This is a genomic window from Dermabacter sp. Marseille-Q3180 (genome assembly GCF_940792985.1).
Taxonomy (GTDB): Bacteria; Actinomycetota; Actinomycetes; order Actinomycetales; family Dermabacteraceae; genus Dermabacter; species Dermabacter vaginalis.
This window is the reverse complement of the sequence record NZ_CALNWU010000001.1, coordinates 862,053-881,000: the sequence shown is the minus strand read 5'-3', so window position 1 is coordinate 881,000 and position 18,948 is coordinate 862,053. Positions and strand designations below refer to the sequence as shown.

Sequence of the window (18,948 nt, the reverse complement as noted above, 5' to 3'; positions counted from 1 at the left end):
TCATTGCGCATGAGTGAGAATGTCGCTCAGGATTCCCGCCCGGCACCTGCCGGGCGGGAATCCCGCGCACCCAAGAAGCGAAAGCGCTGGCCTGATCTTCTTCTCGCAGGCGTTTTCCTTCTTGGGCTCGGCATTCTGCTCTACCCACCCATCAGCGATTACTGGAACTCCCTCAATCAGGGCCGCGCGATCGCGCGCTACGACGACACCGTGGCACACATGAGCGCGGACGACTTCACGCAAATCTGGCGTGACGTTGACACCTACAACGAGAACCTCCGCAACTCCACCGCGGGATTCCACTTGAGCGACGACCAGCTTGCCGAATACAACTCGCTGCTCAACCCTGCGGGAACGGGAATGATGGGCCACATCGAAATCCCCAAAATCGGTGTTGACCTGCCGGTCTACCACACCGTGGAAGATCCGGTGCTCCAAGCCGGCGTGGGTCACATCCCCGGGTCTTCGCTTCCCGGCGGAGGCGAAGGAACCCACGTGGCGCTCTCCGGGCATCGCGGCCTTCCCACCTCCACGCTTTTCACCAACCTCGACAAAATGAGCGAAGGCGACGTGTTCGTGCTCCACGCGCTCGACCGCAACCTCGCCTACCAAGTTGACCAAATCCGCGTCGTGGAACCGCACGAAGTTCAGGACCTCGAGATCGTCGACGGGCAAGATTACGTCACCCTCATCACGTGCACGCCGTACGCGATCAACACGCATCGCCTCCTCGTGCGCGGCCACCGAGTGGACTACGTCGAATCCCAATACCTTCCCGCGGACGCCGTGCGTATGGACCCCGTGCTCGTCTCCATGTTCGTGTCCGTCCCCATCCTCATCTGCCTGGGCGCGCTCTACGTGATGCACTCACGCCGCAAGCGCACCCGCGCCACGACCTCACACGAGGGGAAAGCCTCATGACCATCCTCCAGCGCGCCACACACGGCGCCGCCTCACGCTTCGCGCGCCTCAGCGCCCTTGGGCTCCTCGCCCTTGCGCTCGTGCTCGCCCTTGCACCCCTCACCGCGCCCGCCCATGCCGACGGTGGCAACGCCGCCATCGACCTCGGCCAGGTAGACGAGACGCGCGACTCCTCCCTCACCGTCGAGCTCCACCGCGCGAATGGAGAAGCGATTGAGGGCGTGCAAGCGTCGGCCTACCGCATCGCCCAAGCGAAACGCGGCCTCCCCGCCGTGCCCGGCTACGCCACGCTGCTCGAGCGCACCGCCTGGGCAGACACCGTCGGAACCGGAGACCTCACCCAAGGGACTTGGGCCACCCTCGCCCGCACCCTCGCGGACTACGTGACTACCTCCGGCAAGTCCGCCGACGCTGCCGGCGCAACCGATCAAGCTGGAACGTTCCGCGCTGAACACCTCACGCCCGGCGTGTACCTCGTGGTGCTCAACGACCGCGTTCGCGAAACGGCGCGCGGCACCGAAACCCTCACCTTCACCCCCGCGATCGTGTCGATCCCCGCACGCAATACCGAAGGCCAGATCACCTACGACGTCGTGGTGAAGCCCAAGTTCAACGCGACCACGAAGCCCCGCCCACGCGACTACCGCGTGGTCAAGCACTGGAGCGACCGAGGCGCCGAACAGCAGCGCCCCGCGAGCATCACCGTGGACCTCTTCAAAAACGGCGTGCGAGCCGAAACCGTGACGCTCAGCTCCGCGAACAACTGGAGCTACGCGTGGAGCGATGAAAGCGGCGCCGAATGGACCGCCGTGGAACAACTCGACGGCCTCGCCTACACCGTGACCAACACCCGCGAAGGCGCGACGTTCATCATCATGAACACGCTCACGCCCGGTGAAACGCCCACGCCTACCCCGGAGCCGACGCCCTCCACGACGCCGGAACCGACACCAACCCCACCCCCACCCCCACGCCGAAAAAGACGCCGCTGCCCCGCACCGGTTTTAACGCCAACAGCTACTGGCTGAGCGCCGCACTTCTTGGCGCTCTCGGCATCACCATGCTCGCCCTGAGCGCACCGCGCCCTCAGCGAGCACGCACCGCACGGAAGGGAGCGCACAATGACTAACGCGCGACACCAAGCAGAGCAGCGCAGCACCTGGCGCTCCATCACCGCCTTCCTTGCGGCATGTACCCTCATGCTCACCATGCTCGGGCTCACGCAGCCGTCCTTCTCCGTGGACGGAGCAAACGCTGACGCCGTTGGCGTGGGGGAGTGCACCGCCGGAAGCGGCGCCGTGATGCACAACCTCACTGACGGCGACATTTCTATCGAGGTCATCGATCAGCGCGCCGGCGCTGACAACGAAGAGACCATCAAAAAGGACGCGATCGTCGAGAAAGTCTCGCAGCGTTGGAGCGGCGAGGGCTACGGGCAGCGGTTCGGTATCTCGAACACGACCGCGAACGACGACCGCACCTTCCGCATCTACTTTGAGTTCGCGAATGCGAAGCAGGGCGAAACTGAGCTCCCATATCTCGTTGCGGGCGACTCCAAGACCAAGCTCAAGGTTGGCGAAACCTACTACCAGCAGCGTGAAGCGCAAAAGAATAAGTACACGCTGAAGAAAGCCGATGGCGACGGGCTCGTGTACTACATCGAGGTGCCCGCTGCCGAAGTTGGCGAAACGTTCGCGCTCGATGTGCAGGCCGTGTACCCGCCTAAATCTGCGGGCGGCACCGTCACATCGTGGGTGGAAGAACTGACTTCTGAGCAGCTCAAAGCGCGCGGTGCGAAGGCAAGCGCTCCCGAGTGCGGCGTCCACTCCGCGAAGTGGGGCGTGGATCGAACCGAGTACAACGCGAAGAAGGTGCTGCTCGATTCCACGCAAGCCGCGAACGGCACCACGAAGGAAACGTGGGGTGACACCACCGATCCCAGTTTGGCGTACGACGCGAAGAGCGGCCGATACTACATCCACAACCTTCGCTACCTCATCCACAACGAACGTGATGACGCTACTCTCGCCGGGAATGTTGACGAGAAGGGCGCCTGGAAGAGCGATCGTGGCGAAGATCCTGCCGTGGAGATGGTGTACAAGGACACCTTCACCGTTCCCGAAGGCTTTGAGATCAACCCTGACATCGTGAATAAGCTGGGTTCCAAACTCAGTGGTGGCCAGAAGTCGAATGGCACAGGATTCGAATGGTTTACTACGTCGATATATCCCGGCCAGAGCGATGGGAATGCGCATTTCAACACCCTGGTCGCCGGCGGTACGCCCGTGCTCACGGTGTATAACCCCGGCGATTACATAGAAAACAGTAAATTCAGGTACGAATTCTCGAAAGATTTCCGGACCATCACCATCACGATGCCGTACGCGCCGACCAAACCCACTACGAGGGTCGACGGACCCGCATTTCGGGTGAAGTTTGCGGACAACGTGCTCGTGAAGAGTGGGGATAAGGCTCCGGATCGCTCGTTCAAGGCAGACATCGCCAATCACCTGGACGTGACGACGAAATACCGCCACAGTGCGGAGAGGGCGACCAAGGCTGATGCGCCGGCCACGATCCGTGCAAAAGGTGTCGAGCCCAAAGTCTCAAAGTCGCACGACAGCAACAAGCAGTACTTCCGCGGTGACCCCATCGACTTCACTATCACTGCTGAAAACCAGGGCACTCAGCCCTGGAAGATTAACGAGGGTCGTGAGGACGAGGGCAAGATCGTCGACGCACTTCCTAAGGCGTTCCACGTCACCCCGGCACAGATGCTCGCGATGTTTGCCGCCGACGGTGGCGATGCCCTCACCATCGACATCAAGAACGTAGAAGTGTGCACGGCCACCGTCGCAGGCAGAACTGGCACGTCGGGGGGGAGCGTCACCCCGTCGGCGCAGACGTCGGAAGACTGCGTCGCTTCCCAGAACCATAACTTTACGGTGAAGAAGAAAGCCGACGGCACACTCGCCGTCAAGCGCGACGGCGCCGCTGCCACCACGGTGAAAGCGACGGAAGCGGCGTTCGCGAAGGCGCTCGGGACATGGATCGTCACGCCAAAAACCACCTACACCCTCACCTGGGCCCTGCCGAACGGCACGATCAACGGTGGCGAAAAAATCCAGCGCGTGGTGAAGGCCACCGTCAAGGATCACTTCATGGCGGGCGATCTCACCTCTGAGGATGCGACGAACACTGTGCACCTCGGCAAGGATGTGCCGGACGCCGCGAAGATTGAGAACGCGATCGAGCTCTCCAAGCATGCGTTCGTGAACGGCGACAAGGTGACCACGAACGGCACCGAGATTCCGGTCGGTACCGTGGTCGACTACTCCCTGACGCTCGAACGAAAGGGCGGCCAGGCGACGTACGATTCTGTGCCCCTCATCGACGATCTCACCGGCGCCCAGGTGCTCCTTGCCGAGGTCGGCTTGAACGAAGCGCTTGCGAATCGTGGCCTGCCCACGATGGACGTGGCGGGCACCCAGTACTACGTGCTGAACCAGCCCGGCACGTATGAAGGTGTGCGGTTCCGCGCCGAGGAGAAAGCCGGCGGACGCACGACGGAGAAGATCTTCGTGGCCGACCGTGTCGAGATCACGGACCTTGGCGACAAGGGAATCCAGACCAACACCTACTGGTACATCGCCTCGCAGGACTTCCAGAACCCGTCGGTAATTTCCGTGCGCTACAAGGCGGTCACCGATCCGAAAGTCGCGGGCTACAAGAACGCAGGGGCGAAACGCGACGACGTGATCAACGTTGGACGTGGGGGGCACCGCGAGTTCCAGGCCAGCGATTCGAAGACGTTCAATATCTCGAAGCTCGGCTCTGACAAGCGCATCGTGACGGACAAGAGGAACGTCAACAACCTGAGCGACGACGCCACAGTGCAGCAGAGCAAGATCTCCGACGGCGAGACCGTCACCTACCGGGTGAGCCTCTCGCAGTTCGGCGAGCAGCCGTATACCGTCACCGGCAAGGACATCTACGACGCCTTGCCGAAGAGTCTCAAGGGCAGCCCCTGGTCAAAGGCGAACGTGAACATTGAGTTCCCTGAACAGAACACTGTGAAGGTGGAGCAGGGCAGCCTCAAGAGCTGGAGCATCACGAACACGAACCCCGTTGATCAGAAGGCTGATGACACGCAGCAGTACATCGTGTGGGGCGAGGACCTGAAGCTCAGCGTCACCGGCAATGTGTACTGGTACGTGACGCTTACCTTCCCTGCAGGCGATCAGTGGCAGGAGTATGTGGGGGCGTACAGCTCCGAGACGTTGTACAACACCTGGTACGTGAAGGACGCGAAGTCGCAGGTTTCGCACTACCTCGAGGGTGGGCTTCAGGCCACGTTGCAAAAGGGCGTCTCGTCCACCGGTTCCTATGGCACGGCAAAACCCTTTACCTCGATCTGCAAGGTTTCGCCCAGCGGCGTAACCTCCTGTTCCGGCAGATCCAATCCGCAAGACAAGGTGCTGCAGGTAGACGGAAGCGAGGACGGCCGCACGATCTACGGGGAGCAGGGCGGGTTCGTCATGTACTACGCCGTTCTCCACAACGATGGTTCCTCGCGCATCTACCTCAACGACATCGAAGACGTGCTGCCCGAGGGCTTCACCTTCGGCGGATCTGATGCGGCACACGCGTACGTGAGTGGGCAGCGCCACAACCTCGTGTTCCCCACGGAACAGGATCGAAAGAATTCCTGGAACTGGGTGGCTGACGCCTCCAAGGTGCCGGTTTCCCTTTCCGGTACCTCGTCGAAACCCAAGATCGGCACCGTTCACGCGAGCACGGACCCGAGCAACCCGCGTAAGGTGACGTTCCAGATTGACAACTCTGGTGAGGGCTCCAACCTCTCCTATGACAAGGCCAAGCAGAAGTACTACCTCAACGCTGGCGAAACCCTCGCGTTCCGGTACTTCGCGCTTGTGGACGACAAGAGCAAGCTCACGAATGTCGCCACCAACTGGGTGGGCATGCCGCACGACGGCGGCATGGCGAACCCCATGAGCGTCAATCCTGATGTCACGATCACCAGCAACGCCTTCGAGAAGAACCCGCTGAACGACGGTACTCGCGACGTGGTCGACGGTGCAGGCGCCGCCAAGCTCGGCATGAGCGGCAAAGATGGCGAGCAGTGGCTCGTGTCCACAGTCGACGTGCAGCGTAAGCTCTTCGTCCCGGGCGTGAGCAAGGACGTCACCGCGAAATCAGCGCTCGGCAAGCGCGTGGAGGGCCCTGAGTACGCGGGCTATGAAGACACGCTGGAGTGGACGGTCACCGGCCATAACGATTCGGCGGTGCCGATTTCCGACTACATCATCTCCGACGTGCTCGACGAGCACTATGAATTCACCGGCCCCGTGAAGTTCCATACCGAGAATGCCTCCGGCACAAAGAGCACTGGTAATTATGACACCACGCTCTTCACCTTCGGGAAATGGAGCACCGACAGCAACGGCAAGAAATCGGTGGAGATCACCTATACGGCACCGTACTTCAACGAGGTCACGACTACGTTGACCGTCGATGGACAGGCGCAGGTCCTGAAGTACCCCATCAACTACCTGCACCCGCAGATCTATGTTTCGCTCAGCTCGGTGCCGGAGGGCGGTGGCGTGCGCCTCGACGTCCGCGCACCCATCGACAGCGAAGGCGTGCGCCCTCCGGGTGGCGGCAATGCGTTCTCCGGGATGCCGCTTGAGCCCGGTGGTAAGGCCGTGCTTGTCGTGAACGGCAAGCGGAAGGCGAGCGCCAAGCAGGATTATCGCGTCGCGTTCAACACCGGCTATCTGACGCCTCTGTCGAAGGGCTGGGATCCGCGGGCCGTGGAGCACGGCTCCGTGACGAAGCAGACGGTCAAGGCCGCCGAAAACTACCTTGACTACAACAACTTCGGCCGCCCGAAGCCCTTGCCCAAGGTCTACCAGGATCAGCCATCGGTACAGTCCGTAGCCCAGATTCCGATCGCGGATGACCTGTTCACCACGTCGATTGAGCGGGTCGTCGAGGTCGCGGATGCTGACAACGATGCGACGTCGGTAAGCGACCCGAACTTCATCACGCTCCCCTCGAAGGACTCGGTGTTCCGTTACGAGATGAACGTGACGAATAAGAAGAGCGACTCCATCAACAAGATGGTGCTCATCAACAACCTTCCGCAGGAGGGCGACGACTACACGTTTGCGACGGCGCCCCAGCGCTTGAGTGAATTCAAGACTGCCTTTGGGGACCAGCTGAATCTCAAGGTGGAACTCGTTGACAAGGACGGCAAAGTCCTGCGTGCGATTGACCCGTCGAAGTACAGCATCGATTTTTCTGATAAGACGGATTTCAACGACGACGACTGGGCCGGGAACACCGCTTCGGGTAGATGGCTCGCTCAACCAGATGCCATGGACAAGATGCGTTCCATGCGCATCAGCCTTGCTGATAACGCGGGCGTGATCCCCGGCAATGGCACCCTACGGGTGAGCTTCGACTCGAAGATTCCGGACGACGCCGACGCCAAGCCCGGCGAGATCGCCTGGAACACCTTCGGCTACCGCTACCTGGCACCGGGATCCAGCACCCTCACGCTGTCGTCCATCCCGCTCAAGGTAGGCGTGCGCATCCCGCCGGCACCCACGCTGGCTAAGGCCCTCGTGGATGAGAAGGGGCAGCCTCGTCAGGCTGCGGCAGACTCGACCTACCAGTTCCTCGTTTATTCCGGGGAGGCGCTGACGCCGGCGCAGCTCGAAAGTCAGAGCCTCGAGAAGGCGCTTGAGAAGCGCCAGGTGGCCCTCGTCGAGCGGACCGTCGCGAAGGGTGAAACCACCTCCAAGGCGTTGCCTCTCTCGCCGCAAACGACCTACCAGTACGACGCTCAGGCGAAGGCTTGGAACCCCACGAACACTAAGTGGCAGTGGGGAGAGGGGGCGCAGTACACCCTCGTCGAGATTGCTGCGAGCGACGGCTCCGAACTTGCGCGCATTGAACAGGCTGTGCCCGAGAGTGAGTCGCGCGTGACCGGCAACCACACGACGTTCACCTACCGCAAAGCCGAAAATCCGGAGTTCACCGCGGTAAACCGTAACGGCCAGTGGGCCGCGTCAATCCGCAAGCTCGATGGCGGCAACTGCACCACGGACACGGAATGCGCCCCGCTCGAAGGCGCGACCTTCGGTCTTCTCACGCCGAACAAAGCCGAGAGCGACAAGGTCAAAGCCACGCTTCCCGAATCGTTCAAAAACCAGATCATCAAGGACGGCGAGACGCGCTACTACCCCCTGAAGGTCGTGACGACCGACAACGACGGCAACGCCGACCTCACGGGGCTCAAAGAGGACTCGTACTGGGTGATGGAGGTTTCCGCACCCGCGGGCTACACCAAGAGCGACGATTTCCGGAAGATCAGCAAACCCGAAGCGGGAGCTGATGCCCCCGTCGTGACGGTCAAGAACTTCCCGAACTACGAGCTGCCCGATTCCGGCGGCGACGGCTTCCGCCCCGGCTACGCCCTCGCGGGGCTGTTGATCGCCGGTGCGATTGGCGGTCTGTACTGGAGGAGGCGTTCGGTACGCTAAACAGGTGACCTCGAGACCCCGCATCAGAGCGAAGGTTCTGCTGCGCGTACTCCTCGCCGCAGGCGTGATCCTCGCGATCGCCCTCGTCGCCAGGAGCTACGTGCAGCAGAACCGGGACCTCGAGAGCGCCCGCAGCGACCTCGCCAAGCTCGATTCGCTCATCCCCACCGAGCGCACGAACGCTAACGTCGTTCCCGAAGGCGAAAGCACGCCGAGCCCCGTCGTCAACATCGACGGCCGAGACTACGTCGGAATCCTCGAGATCCCCGCCCTGGACGTGCGCCTCCCCATCGCCGCGAGCTGGCGCCCCGAAAGCCCCCGCCCCGGCGCCTACGCCGGCGTGCTCGAGCGCGGCACACTCGCCATCGGCGGGCCGAACACGGCCGGGCAACTGGGGCGGCTCACCGAAACGTCCGACGGCGACCGGTTCACCATCACCGACGTGACCGGCAGAGTGTTCACCTTCGAAGTCGCCACAATCGAAACCGTGAAAAGCGACGAAAAAGCGAAAATCCTCGAGAAGGTCGAACCGTGGGAAGTCTCCCTCTTCGCCGACACGTTCAGCGGGCAAGAAATTAGGGTGCTGCGCGGAATCGCCGTGCCCGTGTTCAATGACAACTAGGTGCGGGTTTACTTCCAGCGGAAGAACCGGTGGGCAAGCGGCAGCAAAATAGCCGACGCCACCAGCAAATACACGCAGCCAAGTCCCGCGTCGCCCCACGTGCCAAGATCAATAAGTGGCTTGCTGAGCGCTACACGCATCTGGAAAAACGGCGTGTACGGCGCGATGTTCTGCACCCACCGAGGGAGAAGCTCAATTGGCATCATCGCCCCACCCGCATAGCCGAGGGGAATAATGATGAGGTTCGCGAGCATCGACACCGCTGCGAGGGACGGCACGAAAACCGCGAGAAGCACGCCAAGGAAATAAAACGTGAGATAGCCGAGTGCAAGCGGCACGATTCCGAGCGGGGCCCACGGGGAAAGCTCCATGCCAATCCACGGCGTGACCGCAAGAGCAATAAGCAATACAGCTTGAATGAGTGCAAGGCACGCCCCCACGAGCGCTTGCGCGAGAAGAATCGCCCCCGTGGAGAGCGGAAAAGCGCGAAGCACCTGCACCATGCCATTTTCACGCCACTGCGCAATATGCAAAGCACCCGCAAAAATCCCCACGTACGCCACGCCAAAACCCAGCACGTTGACACAAATCGGCGACACAAAATCCATGCCGGGAAGTTCCGGCATCGTGCCAAAAGCGCGCACCAAAACCACCAGAAGCACGAGCGGAAAAACGAACGACATGATAATCGTTGACGTGTCGCGAAGGTCAGTCTTGAGCAACACCCGGCTCAGCGAACGCACCGTTTTCATCGCGAAATCTCCCTCCCCGTTACCGAGAAAAACACGTCCTCGAGAGTTCCCTGGCTCACCACTGCGCCCGCTGTCTCGATGCCGTTGTGGGTCAAGAGAGCAAAAGCCGAAGCTGCATCATCGGTGCGAACCAGGAGACCGTCGGCCCCCTTCTCGACCCCTGAAAACAGAGCCCGTACCTGCTGCTCCTGGTGCAGGGCGCCCGGCAAAAGCACCGTGGTGCCAAGATGCGCCTTCGTGATGAGGGAGCGCGGCGAATCCGTCACGAGCACGTGGCCCTGATCGAGAATCGACACCACATCGCACAAGCGCTCCGCCTCCTCGAGGTAGTGCGTCGTGTACAGCACCGTCATCGCGCCGAACTCCGTGTCCCGCAGCAGCTCCACGAGCGACTTGCGCGCAGCAGGATCGAGCCCCGCCGTGGGCTCATCCAGGAAAAGCACCTCCGGGCGATGCACGAGCGCCGAGGCGAGCGCGAGACGCTGCCGCTCACCACCCGAGAGTTTCGTGCAGCGCGTGTGCGCCGCAGCCGTAAGATTGAGCGCCTCGAGAACCTCCTCAACATATGCCGAAGGAACATCGAAAATGCTCGCCACAGCCCGCACGTGCTCCACAAGAGTCATCTTCGTGAAAAACGCCGGCGATTGATGTTGAATGCCGATCCGTCGAAGCAACTGCGGATTGCGTGGCCACGGATTTGAATCGAGAAGTCGAACCGTTCCCGAGGTAGCCCTGCGGAAACCCAGGAGCGTATCGAACAGCGTTGTTTTGCCCGCCCCATTCGAGCCGATAATCCCGTGGAAGGCGCCTTTCTCAACATCGAGGTTGAGATCCTTTAAAATACGTTTCTCGCCGATCGTGACGGTGAGTTCGCGTGCACAAACAGCGGTGGCCATCGCTCGGCCTTTCTCGCGTAGCAACGGGTGTGATCTAAGTCTAAAAGCCCTCGGCTGCGAAAAGAGGGACCTCTCGCCCCCACCCCTGGAGCGAAGTACGCGGAGAGCTCACACAGCCCAATAAGGGAGATACCGACGGCTCCGCGGCCCCGCGTCGGCGTCATGCACGCGGATCCGCCCCTTCTCCAGCGCGGCGTTGATGAGCCGTGTCGCCTGCGAGGCTTGAGAATCACGAAGACCGAAACGCTTGCGAATCGACGCGTTAGTCACCGGACGGCTTGCCAAAAATCCAAGGCAAGCATGTTGATAGACCGCCTGAATTTTTTCCTCGGTCGTCATCAAAGCGAAAGTACGATAGGCGCTCAACGTCACGGTCGTGTTGCCATTTGCGCGAATAAGAGCAGGCGGAAAATGTGCCGCCTCCAGGGATTCGACAATCTTGTCCCAGCCGCTTCCTCGCTGTTCAACGAAGTGCGCCAGACGTAAAGCCTCACCAAGTCGCACGTTTCGAGTCGTGGAAGCCGCATCGATAAACCGCTCAGGATTCACGAGTGGGGTTCCTGGATTCGTCACCTCGACCCGATCGCTAAATATCTCGACCGTCAGGTACTGACCTCGTTGCTCGAGATCCTGGTGCATGAGCGCATTAGCGAACACCTCGCGAAAGGCAACCGTCGGAAGCGGAGGGGTTTCCACCCGGCGACCGGTGGCATCGAGCGTCTCCCCACCCGGCCTAACGGTCTCGAAAAGAGTCATGATGGGGCCGAACGATGCGGCGTATCCTTCGTTGAATTCCCACTCGCGTTGCAGGTTCGTTCGCGAGGAACCCGCGAAGTGCATGACGCGTGGAGCCAAGCCGTTGAGGCGAGGGAAATCCTTGAGGGAGCGCGCATACATGAGGGCTGACCACGCAGGAATGCACCACCCCAACTCTGACGAGTGCGAGATCGCCTGCGCCGAGGCCAAAGTGTCAATGAGGGCGTTACCCGAGATGCGTGGTAACTCAGGGCGATTCATGAAGAAAGCCTCTGGATCAAGGAGTTCAATAATCTCCGCTTCGGTGAGCTCCTCCGCTACGTTGCTCGCCTCAAACTGGAACTGGTTGAGCTTGCGCCATAGCTCCCGTTCGTGATCGGGATACTGCATGAGGTTTTTGGTGTAGCTGCCAAGCCGGAAGAAACGTTGATGATCGTAGGCGTAGGGGGCTGAAATCGCAGCGGGGACCCGCATAAGCACGACACGGAACCCATCGACCTCGACAGTTTTGAAACTGATCTGGGGTGCGGGGTCAATAACTCGCTGCAACCAAGGGAGGAGATCTTCATTGCCCTTCCCCTTGGCCGTCTGCCATTGGAATGTGGTTCCCACAATTTCGTGTGAGTCGCTTACGCCCCACACCATGTAGGCGGCCGGCTCGTCATGGAGACGCGCAGAGTTCCCGAGTGCGCACGCATATTTCGCAATCTCAGGCCCCGATGTCGCAGAGTTCTCCTTGAACTCGAGCCAAGGAAGCTCAGCCGGTAGGGCAAGAAAACGTCGCAGACGGGCGATCGCCTTTTCCCTCGACGTTGCATTGAGTGGGGTCATGACATCAGTATGCTTGAGAAGCAAGAAACAGTCAATAAAACGTTTCCGCAGGTAGATCAGGATAAAGCGGAGATCTAGGGACGGATTTTGTCGGTTTTGCGGCTAACGAAGCAAGAAAACTTTGGGTGCAGCTCGGGTGGGTGATCTCGAGCGTGGCCCGCGCGGCCAGTGGGAAGCATTGCCAGGCGCTCGGGGCCCTGCCCGGAGCCGATTGGGTAGGGGCATGAGGCTGAGCGCTGTCGTTCTTGCTTCGCCGAGTGTGTAAAGGGGAGTAGGAAGCAAGAAACAGTCAAGAAAACGTTTCCGCAGGTAGATCAGGATAAAGCGGAGATCTAGGGACGGATTTTGTCGGTTTTGCGACTAACGAAGCAAGAAAACCCGTGGAGGGCGGGGCGCCGGCCGAGGTGCGCAGTTGAAGGCGACGGGAGAGCTAAGCGTGGGTGAAACCCCCACAACCTCTATGCAATTCGAGAAGGGAGTGGAGCGGGTGACGGGAATCGAACCCGCGTAATCAGTTTGGAAGACTGAGGCTCTACCATTGAGCTACACCCGCGAAAAGCGCTCGAAGCGCTTCAGGGATCCATCTTGCCACATACTGCGCCATGCCCCAAGGCGAGTGCGGGCCGGGGCGCGCATGTATCTCGTCACATCACGCGAGCGATGCCCGAGCGCCCTCAGGTGGAGGCGGGTAAACTTGGCGGGGTTGCCCCATCGGCCTTCGATGGTCTTACGGCCTCGACCGGGATGCAGCACCGGGATGTAGCTCAGCTTGGTAGAGCGTCCGCTTTGGGAGCGGAAGGTCGCAGGTTCAAATCCTGTCATCCCGACGTCGCAGGGGCCGCCTCACGGCGCCCCGGTTACCGACTTTGAAATACGAGAACTACTACGAGGAGACTTGCACGTGAAGACTGCAGTCGAGAAGCTGAGCGCCACCCGCGTGAAGCTCAACGTTGAGGTTCCTTTCGAGGAACTGAAGCCCGCGATCGATCAGGCCGCGAAGAAGATTGCCAAGGATGTGCAGCTTCCCGGCTTCCGCAAGGGCAAGGTTCCCACGTCGCTCATCGAGCAGCGTTTCGGTAAGCCCGCCATCATTCAGGAGGCCGTGAACGACGCGCTCCCGGGCTACTACCAGCAGGCTGCGGCCGAGGCCGAGCTGAAGCCGGCGGGCCGCCCCGAGGTTGAGGTCACGGAAGTTCCGGGCCTCGACGGCTCGGAAGAGGGCAACCTTGTGTTCGTGATCGAGCAGGATGTGCGCCCCGAGATCGAACTTCCCACCTTCGGTGACATTGAAGTCGAGATCGAAGAGCCGGCTGTTGACGATGACGCCGTGGACGTGCGCCTCACCGCGCTGCGTGAGCGCTTCGGCACCCTCAAGGGCGTGGACCGCCCCGCCGAGGATGGCGACTTCGTGTCGATCGACATGATCGCGAAGATCGATGACGAGCAGATCGACACCGTCGAAGGCGTGTCGTACAACATCGGCGAGGGCAACATGCTCGACGGCCTCGACGAGGCCCTCATTGGCCTCTCGGCTGGCGAGACCACGACCTTCACGTCGAAGCTTGCCGGTGGCGACCGCGCCGGCGAGGAAGCACAGATCACCGTGACCGCGCAGAGCGTGAAGGTGCGCGAGCTTCCCGAGGCTGACGATGAATTCGCCGAACTCGCTTCCGAATTCGACACCATCGACGAGCTCAAGGCCGATCTCAAGGCGCAGGCAGAGAAGGACGCCGAGGGCAACCGCGTGGCGCTCGCCCGTAACGCGCTCATCGAAAAGCTCCTCGAGGACATCGAGGTCGAGGTTCCCGAGCAGCTCGTGAAGGACGAGATCGAGGCGCACCTCGAGAACGAAGGCAAGAGCGCTGACGACCCGCACGGCGAGGAAATCAAGGACGACACGGTCAAGGCGATCCGTGCGCAGTTCCTCCTCGACGCGATCCTCGAAACGCGCGAGGTTGAGGTGGGCCAGGAAGACCTCATGGGCTTCATGTCCCAGATGGCCGCGCAGTACGGCATGGACCCGAACACGTTCCTCCAGGCTGTCGCCCAGGGCGGCCAGCTCGAACAGATCTTCGGCGAGGTGCAGCGTTCGAAGGCTCTCGACGACGTGCTCGCCGAGGTGACCGTCAAGTCGACCGAGGGCAAGGTTCTGGATCTGGGCCTTTCGAAGGGTGAGGAGTCCGACGCTTCCTCGGCCGAGAAGGACGCCAAGGACGAGGGCGAGAAGAAGCCCGCCAAGAAGGCTGCTGCCAAGAAACCCGCCGCGAAGAAGACGACCGAAAAGAAGTCCGCGGACAAGAAGACCGCTGAGAAGAAGCCGGCCGCCAAGAAGGCCACCACCAAGAAGGCCACCACGAAGAAGGCTGCCGAGAAGGCTGAGGATAAGGGCGAAGATAAGTAGTCTCGCACCATCCCTTAAGGGCGCGGCCCCTCTTCGCGAAAGCGGAGGCGGGGCCGCTACGCTTTTAACAGCGCGCGGCGCCGTGTGAAGGAGGAGTAGTCATGGCTTGGATCGATCACGCCCTGTGGTGGCACGTGTACCCGCTCGGTTTCACCGATGCCCCGATCCGCGAGGGCGATTCCCGCACCGGCCGAGGGTTTGACCACCTCACAAGCTGGCTCGACTACGTGCAGGAAATCGGCCTCAACGGCATCGCGCTTGGCCCGATCTTCGCCTCGAAAACCCACGGCTACGACACCCTCGACTACCTGAAGATCGACCCGCGCCTTGGCGACGACGCCGCTTTCGATCGCTTCCTTTCCGAGTGCAAAAAGCGGGGGATCCGCGTGCTCCTCGACGGCGTGTTTTCGCACGTCTCGACCGATTTCGCGCCGCTTCGCCGCGAGCTCGAAAATCCCGCGGCCGACGCGAGCGGCCGCGAATTCGACATCGACATGCACGCCGAGGGCGGCCCGGCACCGCGCGTGTGGGAAGGGCACGGGGAGCTTGCCCGCTTCCATCACGAAAGCGCCGCCGCGCACGAGCGGATCGCCCACGTGATGCGTTTCTGGCTCGAGCGGGGGATCGATGGCTGGCGTCTCGATGCCGCCTACTCGGTTCCTCCGAGTTTCTGGAGTGACATCATCCCCGCCCTTCGCCGTGACTTCCCCGAAGCGTTCTTCTTCGCGGAAATCATCCACGGCGACTATGCCGCATTCGTGAAAGATGCCGGAGTTGATTCCGCGACCGAGTACGAGCTGTGGAAGGCGATCTACTCGAGCATCGAGCAGAAGAATCTGTTCGAGCTCGAATGGACCCTTGGGCGCCACAACGGATTCCTCGAGCACTTCCTGCCGCTGACGTTCGTGGGCAACCACGATACGAGCCGCATCGCGAGCGTGCTCGGTGCCGACGGTGCGCTTACGGCCCACGCGATTCTCTACACGCTTGGTGGCACCCCAGCCCTCTACTACGGGGATGAACAGGCCTTCCGCGGCATTAAGGAAGAGCGCGTTGGGGGAGATGACGACGTGCGCCAGGCGTTCCCCGATTCCCCGAGTGACTTCTTCGGTGAAGGGCCCGCGATGCGTGAGGCGATCGCCGGCCTCATCGCTGTGCGCCGGGATGCGCCGTGGCTCGTGACCTCCCGAACCGAGGTCCTCGACATCGCAAACGAAAAAATGACGTATCGCGCCCACGAAAACGGGGGAGAGCGCTTCCTCGACGTGGAGATCACCCTCGAGAACAGCCCCCACGCAACCATTCGTGAGGCGGGCGGCGAGGTGCTGTGGTCCCAGCCGCAGCTGTAGCGAGGCAAACGTCGGAACTGCGCCCCTGGCGAACAGGGCCGCCAACCCCGCTCGCGCTCGCTAAGGTTGAGGGGTACGAAACCTCAAGATACAAGGAGTGCACCGTGACTCAGCACAGCGTGAACGCGGCCGGTGAAATGCCGCTTGGCCTCGACGACAACGTGTACCAGCGGCTCCTGCGCGAGCGCATCGTGTGGCTCGGTTCGGATGTTCGCGACGATAACGCGAACGCGATCTGCGCGAAGCTGCTCCTGCTCGCCGCGGAAGATCCGGAGAAGGACATCTTCCTCTACATCAACAGCCCCGGCGGTTCGATCACCGCGGGCATGGCCATCTACGACACGATGCAGTACATCAAACCGGATGTCGTGACGGTCGCGATGGGCATGGCAGCCTCGATGGGCCAGTTCCTGCTGAGCTCGGGTACGCCCGGAAAGCGCTTCGCGACGCCCCACACGCGCATCCTCATGCACCAGCCGCTCGGTGGCCTTGGTGGCACCGCCTCGGAGATCAAGATCCAGGCCGATCTGATCCTCTCGATGAAGCAGCAGATGGCCGAGATCACGGCCGAGCAGACCGGGAAGAGTGTCGAGCAGATCATTGCCGATGGCGACCGCGACCACTGGTTCACCGCCCCCGAAGCCCTCGAATACGGCTTCATCGACCGGATCGTCTCCGCAGCCGGCGACGTGACCGGCGACGGCGGCATGGACGAGAACTGACGCGGCGAAACCTCAAAGGAGTACACCCATGACTTTTGATCCCTCCATGAAGGTCGGCCACATGCCGAGCGCACGCTACGTGCTGCCCACCTACGAAGAGCGCACGGCCTACGGCTTCAAGCGCCAGGACCCGTACGCGAAGCTGTTCGAGGATCGCATCATCTTCCTCGGCGTTCAGGTGGACGACGCCTCCGCCGACGACGTGATGGCGCAGCTGCTCGTGCTCGAGTCGCAAGATCCCGACCGCGACATCACGCTCTACATCAACAGTCCCGGCGGGTCCTTCACGGCGCTCACCGCGATCTACGACACGATGCAGTACATCAAGCCCGATGTGACGACCGTGTGCCTCGGCCAGGCGGCTTCCGCTGCCGCGGTGTTGCTTGCGGCCGGCGCCCCCGGCAAGCGCCTTGCCCTCCCGAACGCCCGTATCCTCATCCACCAACCGGCCATGGGCGGCCAGGGCGGCGGCCAGGCTTCCGACATCGAGATCCAAGCCAATGAAATTCTCCGCATGCGCGAGTGGCTCGAGGATACCCTCGCCCACCACTCGGGCCGCGACCGCGGCGAGATCCACCGCGACATCGAGCGCGACAAGATCCTCACCGCACAGGGCGCCCTCGAGTACGGCCTCATCGACCAGGTTCTCGCCCGCCGCAGCGAGCAGGACCAGATCGGCCAGTAATCGCGCTACGCGCATGAAACGGCCGGGGAGGTGCGCCACAGCGACACACGCTCGTGGGTGTGCCTCCCCGTTTCGTTGCCTCGCGGCGGCTAGTGTGGCAAGCGCCCGAAAACTTCCCCGGGAAGGACTCCTCCTCCATGGCACAGATTGGTGATTCGAGCGAGATCTACAAGTGCTCGTTCTGCGGCAAGTCGCAAAAGCAGGTCGAGCGGCTGATCTCCGGCCCCCACGTGTACATCTGCGAAGAATGCATCGAGCTGTGCAACGAAATCATCGCGGAGGAAAACGAGGCCGCCGAGAAAAAGGAAGAGCAGGCGAAGGAGCTCGAGCTTCCAAAGCCCAACGAGATCTTCGATTTCCTCGAAACCCACATTGTGGGGCAGGAAACCGCGAAGCGGGCCCTTTCGGTTGCCGTGTACAACCATTACAAGCGCGTGCGAGCGAGCGAAACGAAAGATTCGGGCATTGGCACGGACATCGACGAGGTCGAGGTCGCGAAATCGAACGTGCTCGTCGTGGGCCCCACGGGCTGCGGAAAAACGTATCTCGCGCAGACCCTCGCGAAACTCCTCGACGTGCCGTTCGCGATGGCCGATGCGACCGCCCTCACCGAGGCCGGCTACGTGGGCGAGGACGTCGAGAACGTTCTCCTCAAGCTCCTTCAGGCCGCCGACTGGGACGTCAAGCGCGCCGAGCGCGGCATCATTTATATCGACGAGATCGACAAGATCGGCCGCAAGGCGGAGAACCCGTCGATCACCCGCGACGTCTCCGGTGAAGGCGTGCAGCAGGGCCTGCTCAAGATCCTCGAGGGCACTGTCTCGGCTGTGCCTCCGCAGGGCGGGCGCAAGCACCCGCAGCAGGATTACGTGCAGCTCGATACGACCAACGTGCTGTTCATCGTCGCGGGCGCGTTCGCGGGTATCGAGGACATCATCAGCAACCGCACCGGCAAACGCGGCATCGGCTTCGGAAGCCAACTGCACACCCCGCTCGACGAACAGGAAATCTACGCGAAGCTCCTTCCCGAGGATCTCCTCAAGTTTGGGCTCATTCCCGAATTCATCGGCCGCCTTCCCGTGCTGACCTCCGTCACGAACCTCGATCGCGAGGACCTCACGCGCATCCTCATCGAGCCGAAGAACGCGCTCGTGAAGCAATACCAAAAAATGTTCGCCCTCGACGAGGTCGAACTCGATTTCGAACCGCTCGCCCTCGAGGCCATTGCGGATCGCGCTCTCGAGCGTGGCACGGGTGCGCGCGGGCTCCGCGCAATCATGGAGGAAATCCTCCAGCCGGTCATGTTCGAGGTGCCCTCGCGCGAGGATGTCGTCAAGATCGTGATCACCGAGGCGGTCGTGACCGAAGGCCGCGAGCCGCTCATGCTCACGCGCGCTGAATCTGGTGAGGGGAGCGAGAAAAAGCGCCGACGCAGCGCCTAG

At 61.7% G+C, this 18,948-nt stretch carries 12 protein-coding genes and 2 tRNA genes; 10 read left to right on the top strand and 4 right to left on the bottom strand.

The window, feature by feature from the left end:
• Positions 1–9: 9 nt before the first annotated feature.
• The 4 genes from NBW56_RS04035 (at position 10) to NBW56_RS04020 (ending at position 9,114) form a co-directional block, all read left to right on the top strand.
• Positions 10–921 (top strand): class C sortase, encoded by a 912-nt coding sequence (locus NBW56_RS04035; RefSeq protein ID WP_250258058.1) that lies wholly within the window; start codon positions 10–12, stop codon positions 919–921.
• The gene (locus NBW56_RS04030; RefSeq protein WP_250258057.1) at positions 918–1,949 is read left to right on the top strand and encodes a Cna B-type domain-containing protein; all 1,032 of its coding nucleotides are present in this window, start codon (positions 918–920) and stop codon (positions 1,947–1,949) included. The genes NBW56_RS04035 and NBW56_RS04030 overlap by 4 nt, the downstream gene beginning before the upstream one ends.
• A 93-nt stretch (positions 1,950–2,042) precedes the next feature.
• Positions 2,043–8,492 (top strand): prealbumin-like fold domain-containing protein, encoded by a 6,450-nt coding sequence (locus NBW56_RS04025; RefSeq protein WP_250258056.1) that lies wholly within the window; start codon positions 2,043–2,045, stop codon positions 8,490–8,492.
• Between the two features lie 4 nt (positions 8,493–8,496).
• Positions 8,497–9,114 (top strand): sortase, encoded by a 618-nt coding sequence (locus NBW56_RS04020; protein ID WP_250258055.1) that lies wholly within the window; start codon positions 8,497–8,499, stop codon positions 9,112–9,114.
• 8 nt (positions 9,115–9,122) lie between these two features.
• On the opposite strand, the gene NBW56_RS04015 is transcribed toward NBW56_RS04020, so the two are convergent.
• The 4 genes from NBW56_RS04015 to NBW56_RS04000 form a co-directional block, all read right to left on the bottom strand.
• Positions 9,123–9,866 carry an ABC transporter permease gene (locus tag NBW56_RS04015; RefSeq protein ID WP_250258054.1) on the bottom strand — a complete coding sequence of 248 codons (744 nt, stop codon included), beginning with the start codon at positions 9,864–9,866 and terminating at the stop codon, positions 9,123–9,125.
• The gene (locus NBW56_RS04010) at positions 9,863–10,762 is read right to left on the bottom strand and encodes an ABC transporter ATP-binding protein (RefSeq protein ID WP_250258053.1); all 900 of its coding nucleotides are present in this window, start codon (positions 10,760–10,762) and stop codon (positions 9,863–9,865) included. The genes NBW56_RS04015 and NBW56_RS04010 overlap by 4 nt, the downstream gene beginning before the upstream one ends.
• Positions 10,763–10,870: 108 nt before the next feature.
• On the bottom strand, positions 10,871–12,349 hold the full coding sequence (locus NBW56_RS04005) for an RNA/DNA-binding domain-containing protein (RefSeq protein WP_250258052.1): 1,479 nt from the start codon (positions 12,347–12,349) through the stop codon (positions 10,871–10,873).
• Positions 12,350–12,828: 479 nt separating this feature from the next.
• Positions 12,829–12,902: transfer RNA gene (locus tag NBW56_RS04000), tRNA-Gly, on the bottom strand.
• A gap of 200 nt (positions 12,903–13,102) precedes the next feature.
• On the opposite strand from NBW56_RS04000, the gene NBW56_RS03995 reads away from it, so the two are divergent.
• From NBW56_RS03995 to clpX, 6 genes are all read left to right on the top strand, one after another.
• Positions 13,103–13,176 (top strand) — tRNA-Pro (locus tag NBW56_RS03995).
• 74 nt (positions 13,177–13,250) lie between these two features.
• Complete coding sequence (gene tig / locus NBW56_RS03990; protein ID WP_250258051.1) at positions 13,251–14,750, top strand: trigger factor; 1,500 nt, start codon at positions 13,251–13,253, stop codon at positions 14,748–14,750.
• A gap of 101 nt (positions 14,751–14,851) precedes the next feature.
• Positions 14,852–16,099 carry an alpha-amylase family glycosyl hydrolase gene (locus NBW56_RS03985; protein WP_250258050.1) on the top strand — a complete coding sequence of 416 codons (1,248 nt, stop codon included), beginning with the start codon at positions 14,852–14,854 and terminating at the stop codon, positions 16,097–16,099.
• A 137-nt stretch (positions 16,100–16,236) separates the two neighbouring features.
• Complete coding sequence (locus tag NBW56_RS03980; RefSeq protein WP_065248815.1) at positions 16,237–16,821, top strand: ATP-dependent Clp protease proteolytic subunit; 585 nt, start codon at positions 16,237–16,239, stop codon at positions 16,819–16,821.
• Between the two features lie 28 nt (positions 16,822–16,849).
• A complete protein-coding gene (locus NBW56_RS03975; protein ID WP_250258049.1) occupies positions 16,850–17,506 on the top strand; it encodes an ATP-dependent Clp protease proteolytic subunit in 657 nt (218 codons plus the stop codon).
• A gap of 137 nt (positions 17,507–17,643) precedes the next feature.
• A complete protein-coding gene (gene clpX / locus NBW56_RS03970; protein ID WP_250258048.1) occupies positions 17,644–18,948 on the top strand; it encodes an ATP-dependent Clp protease ATP-binding subunit ClpX in 1,305 nt (434 codons plus the stop codon).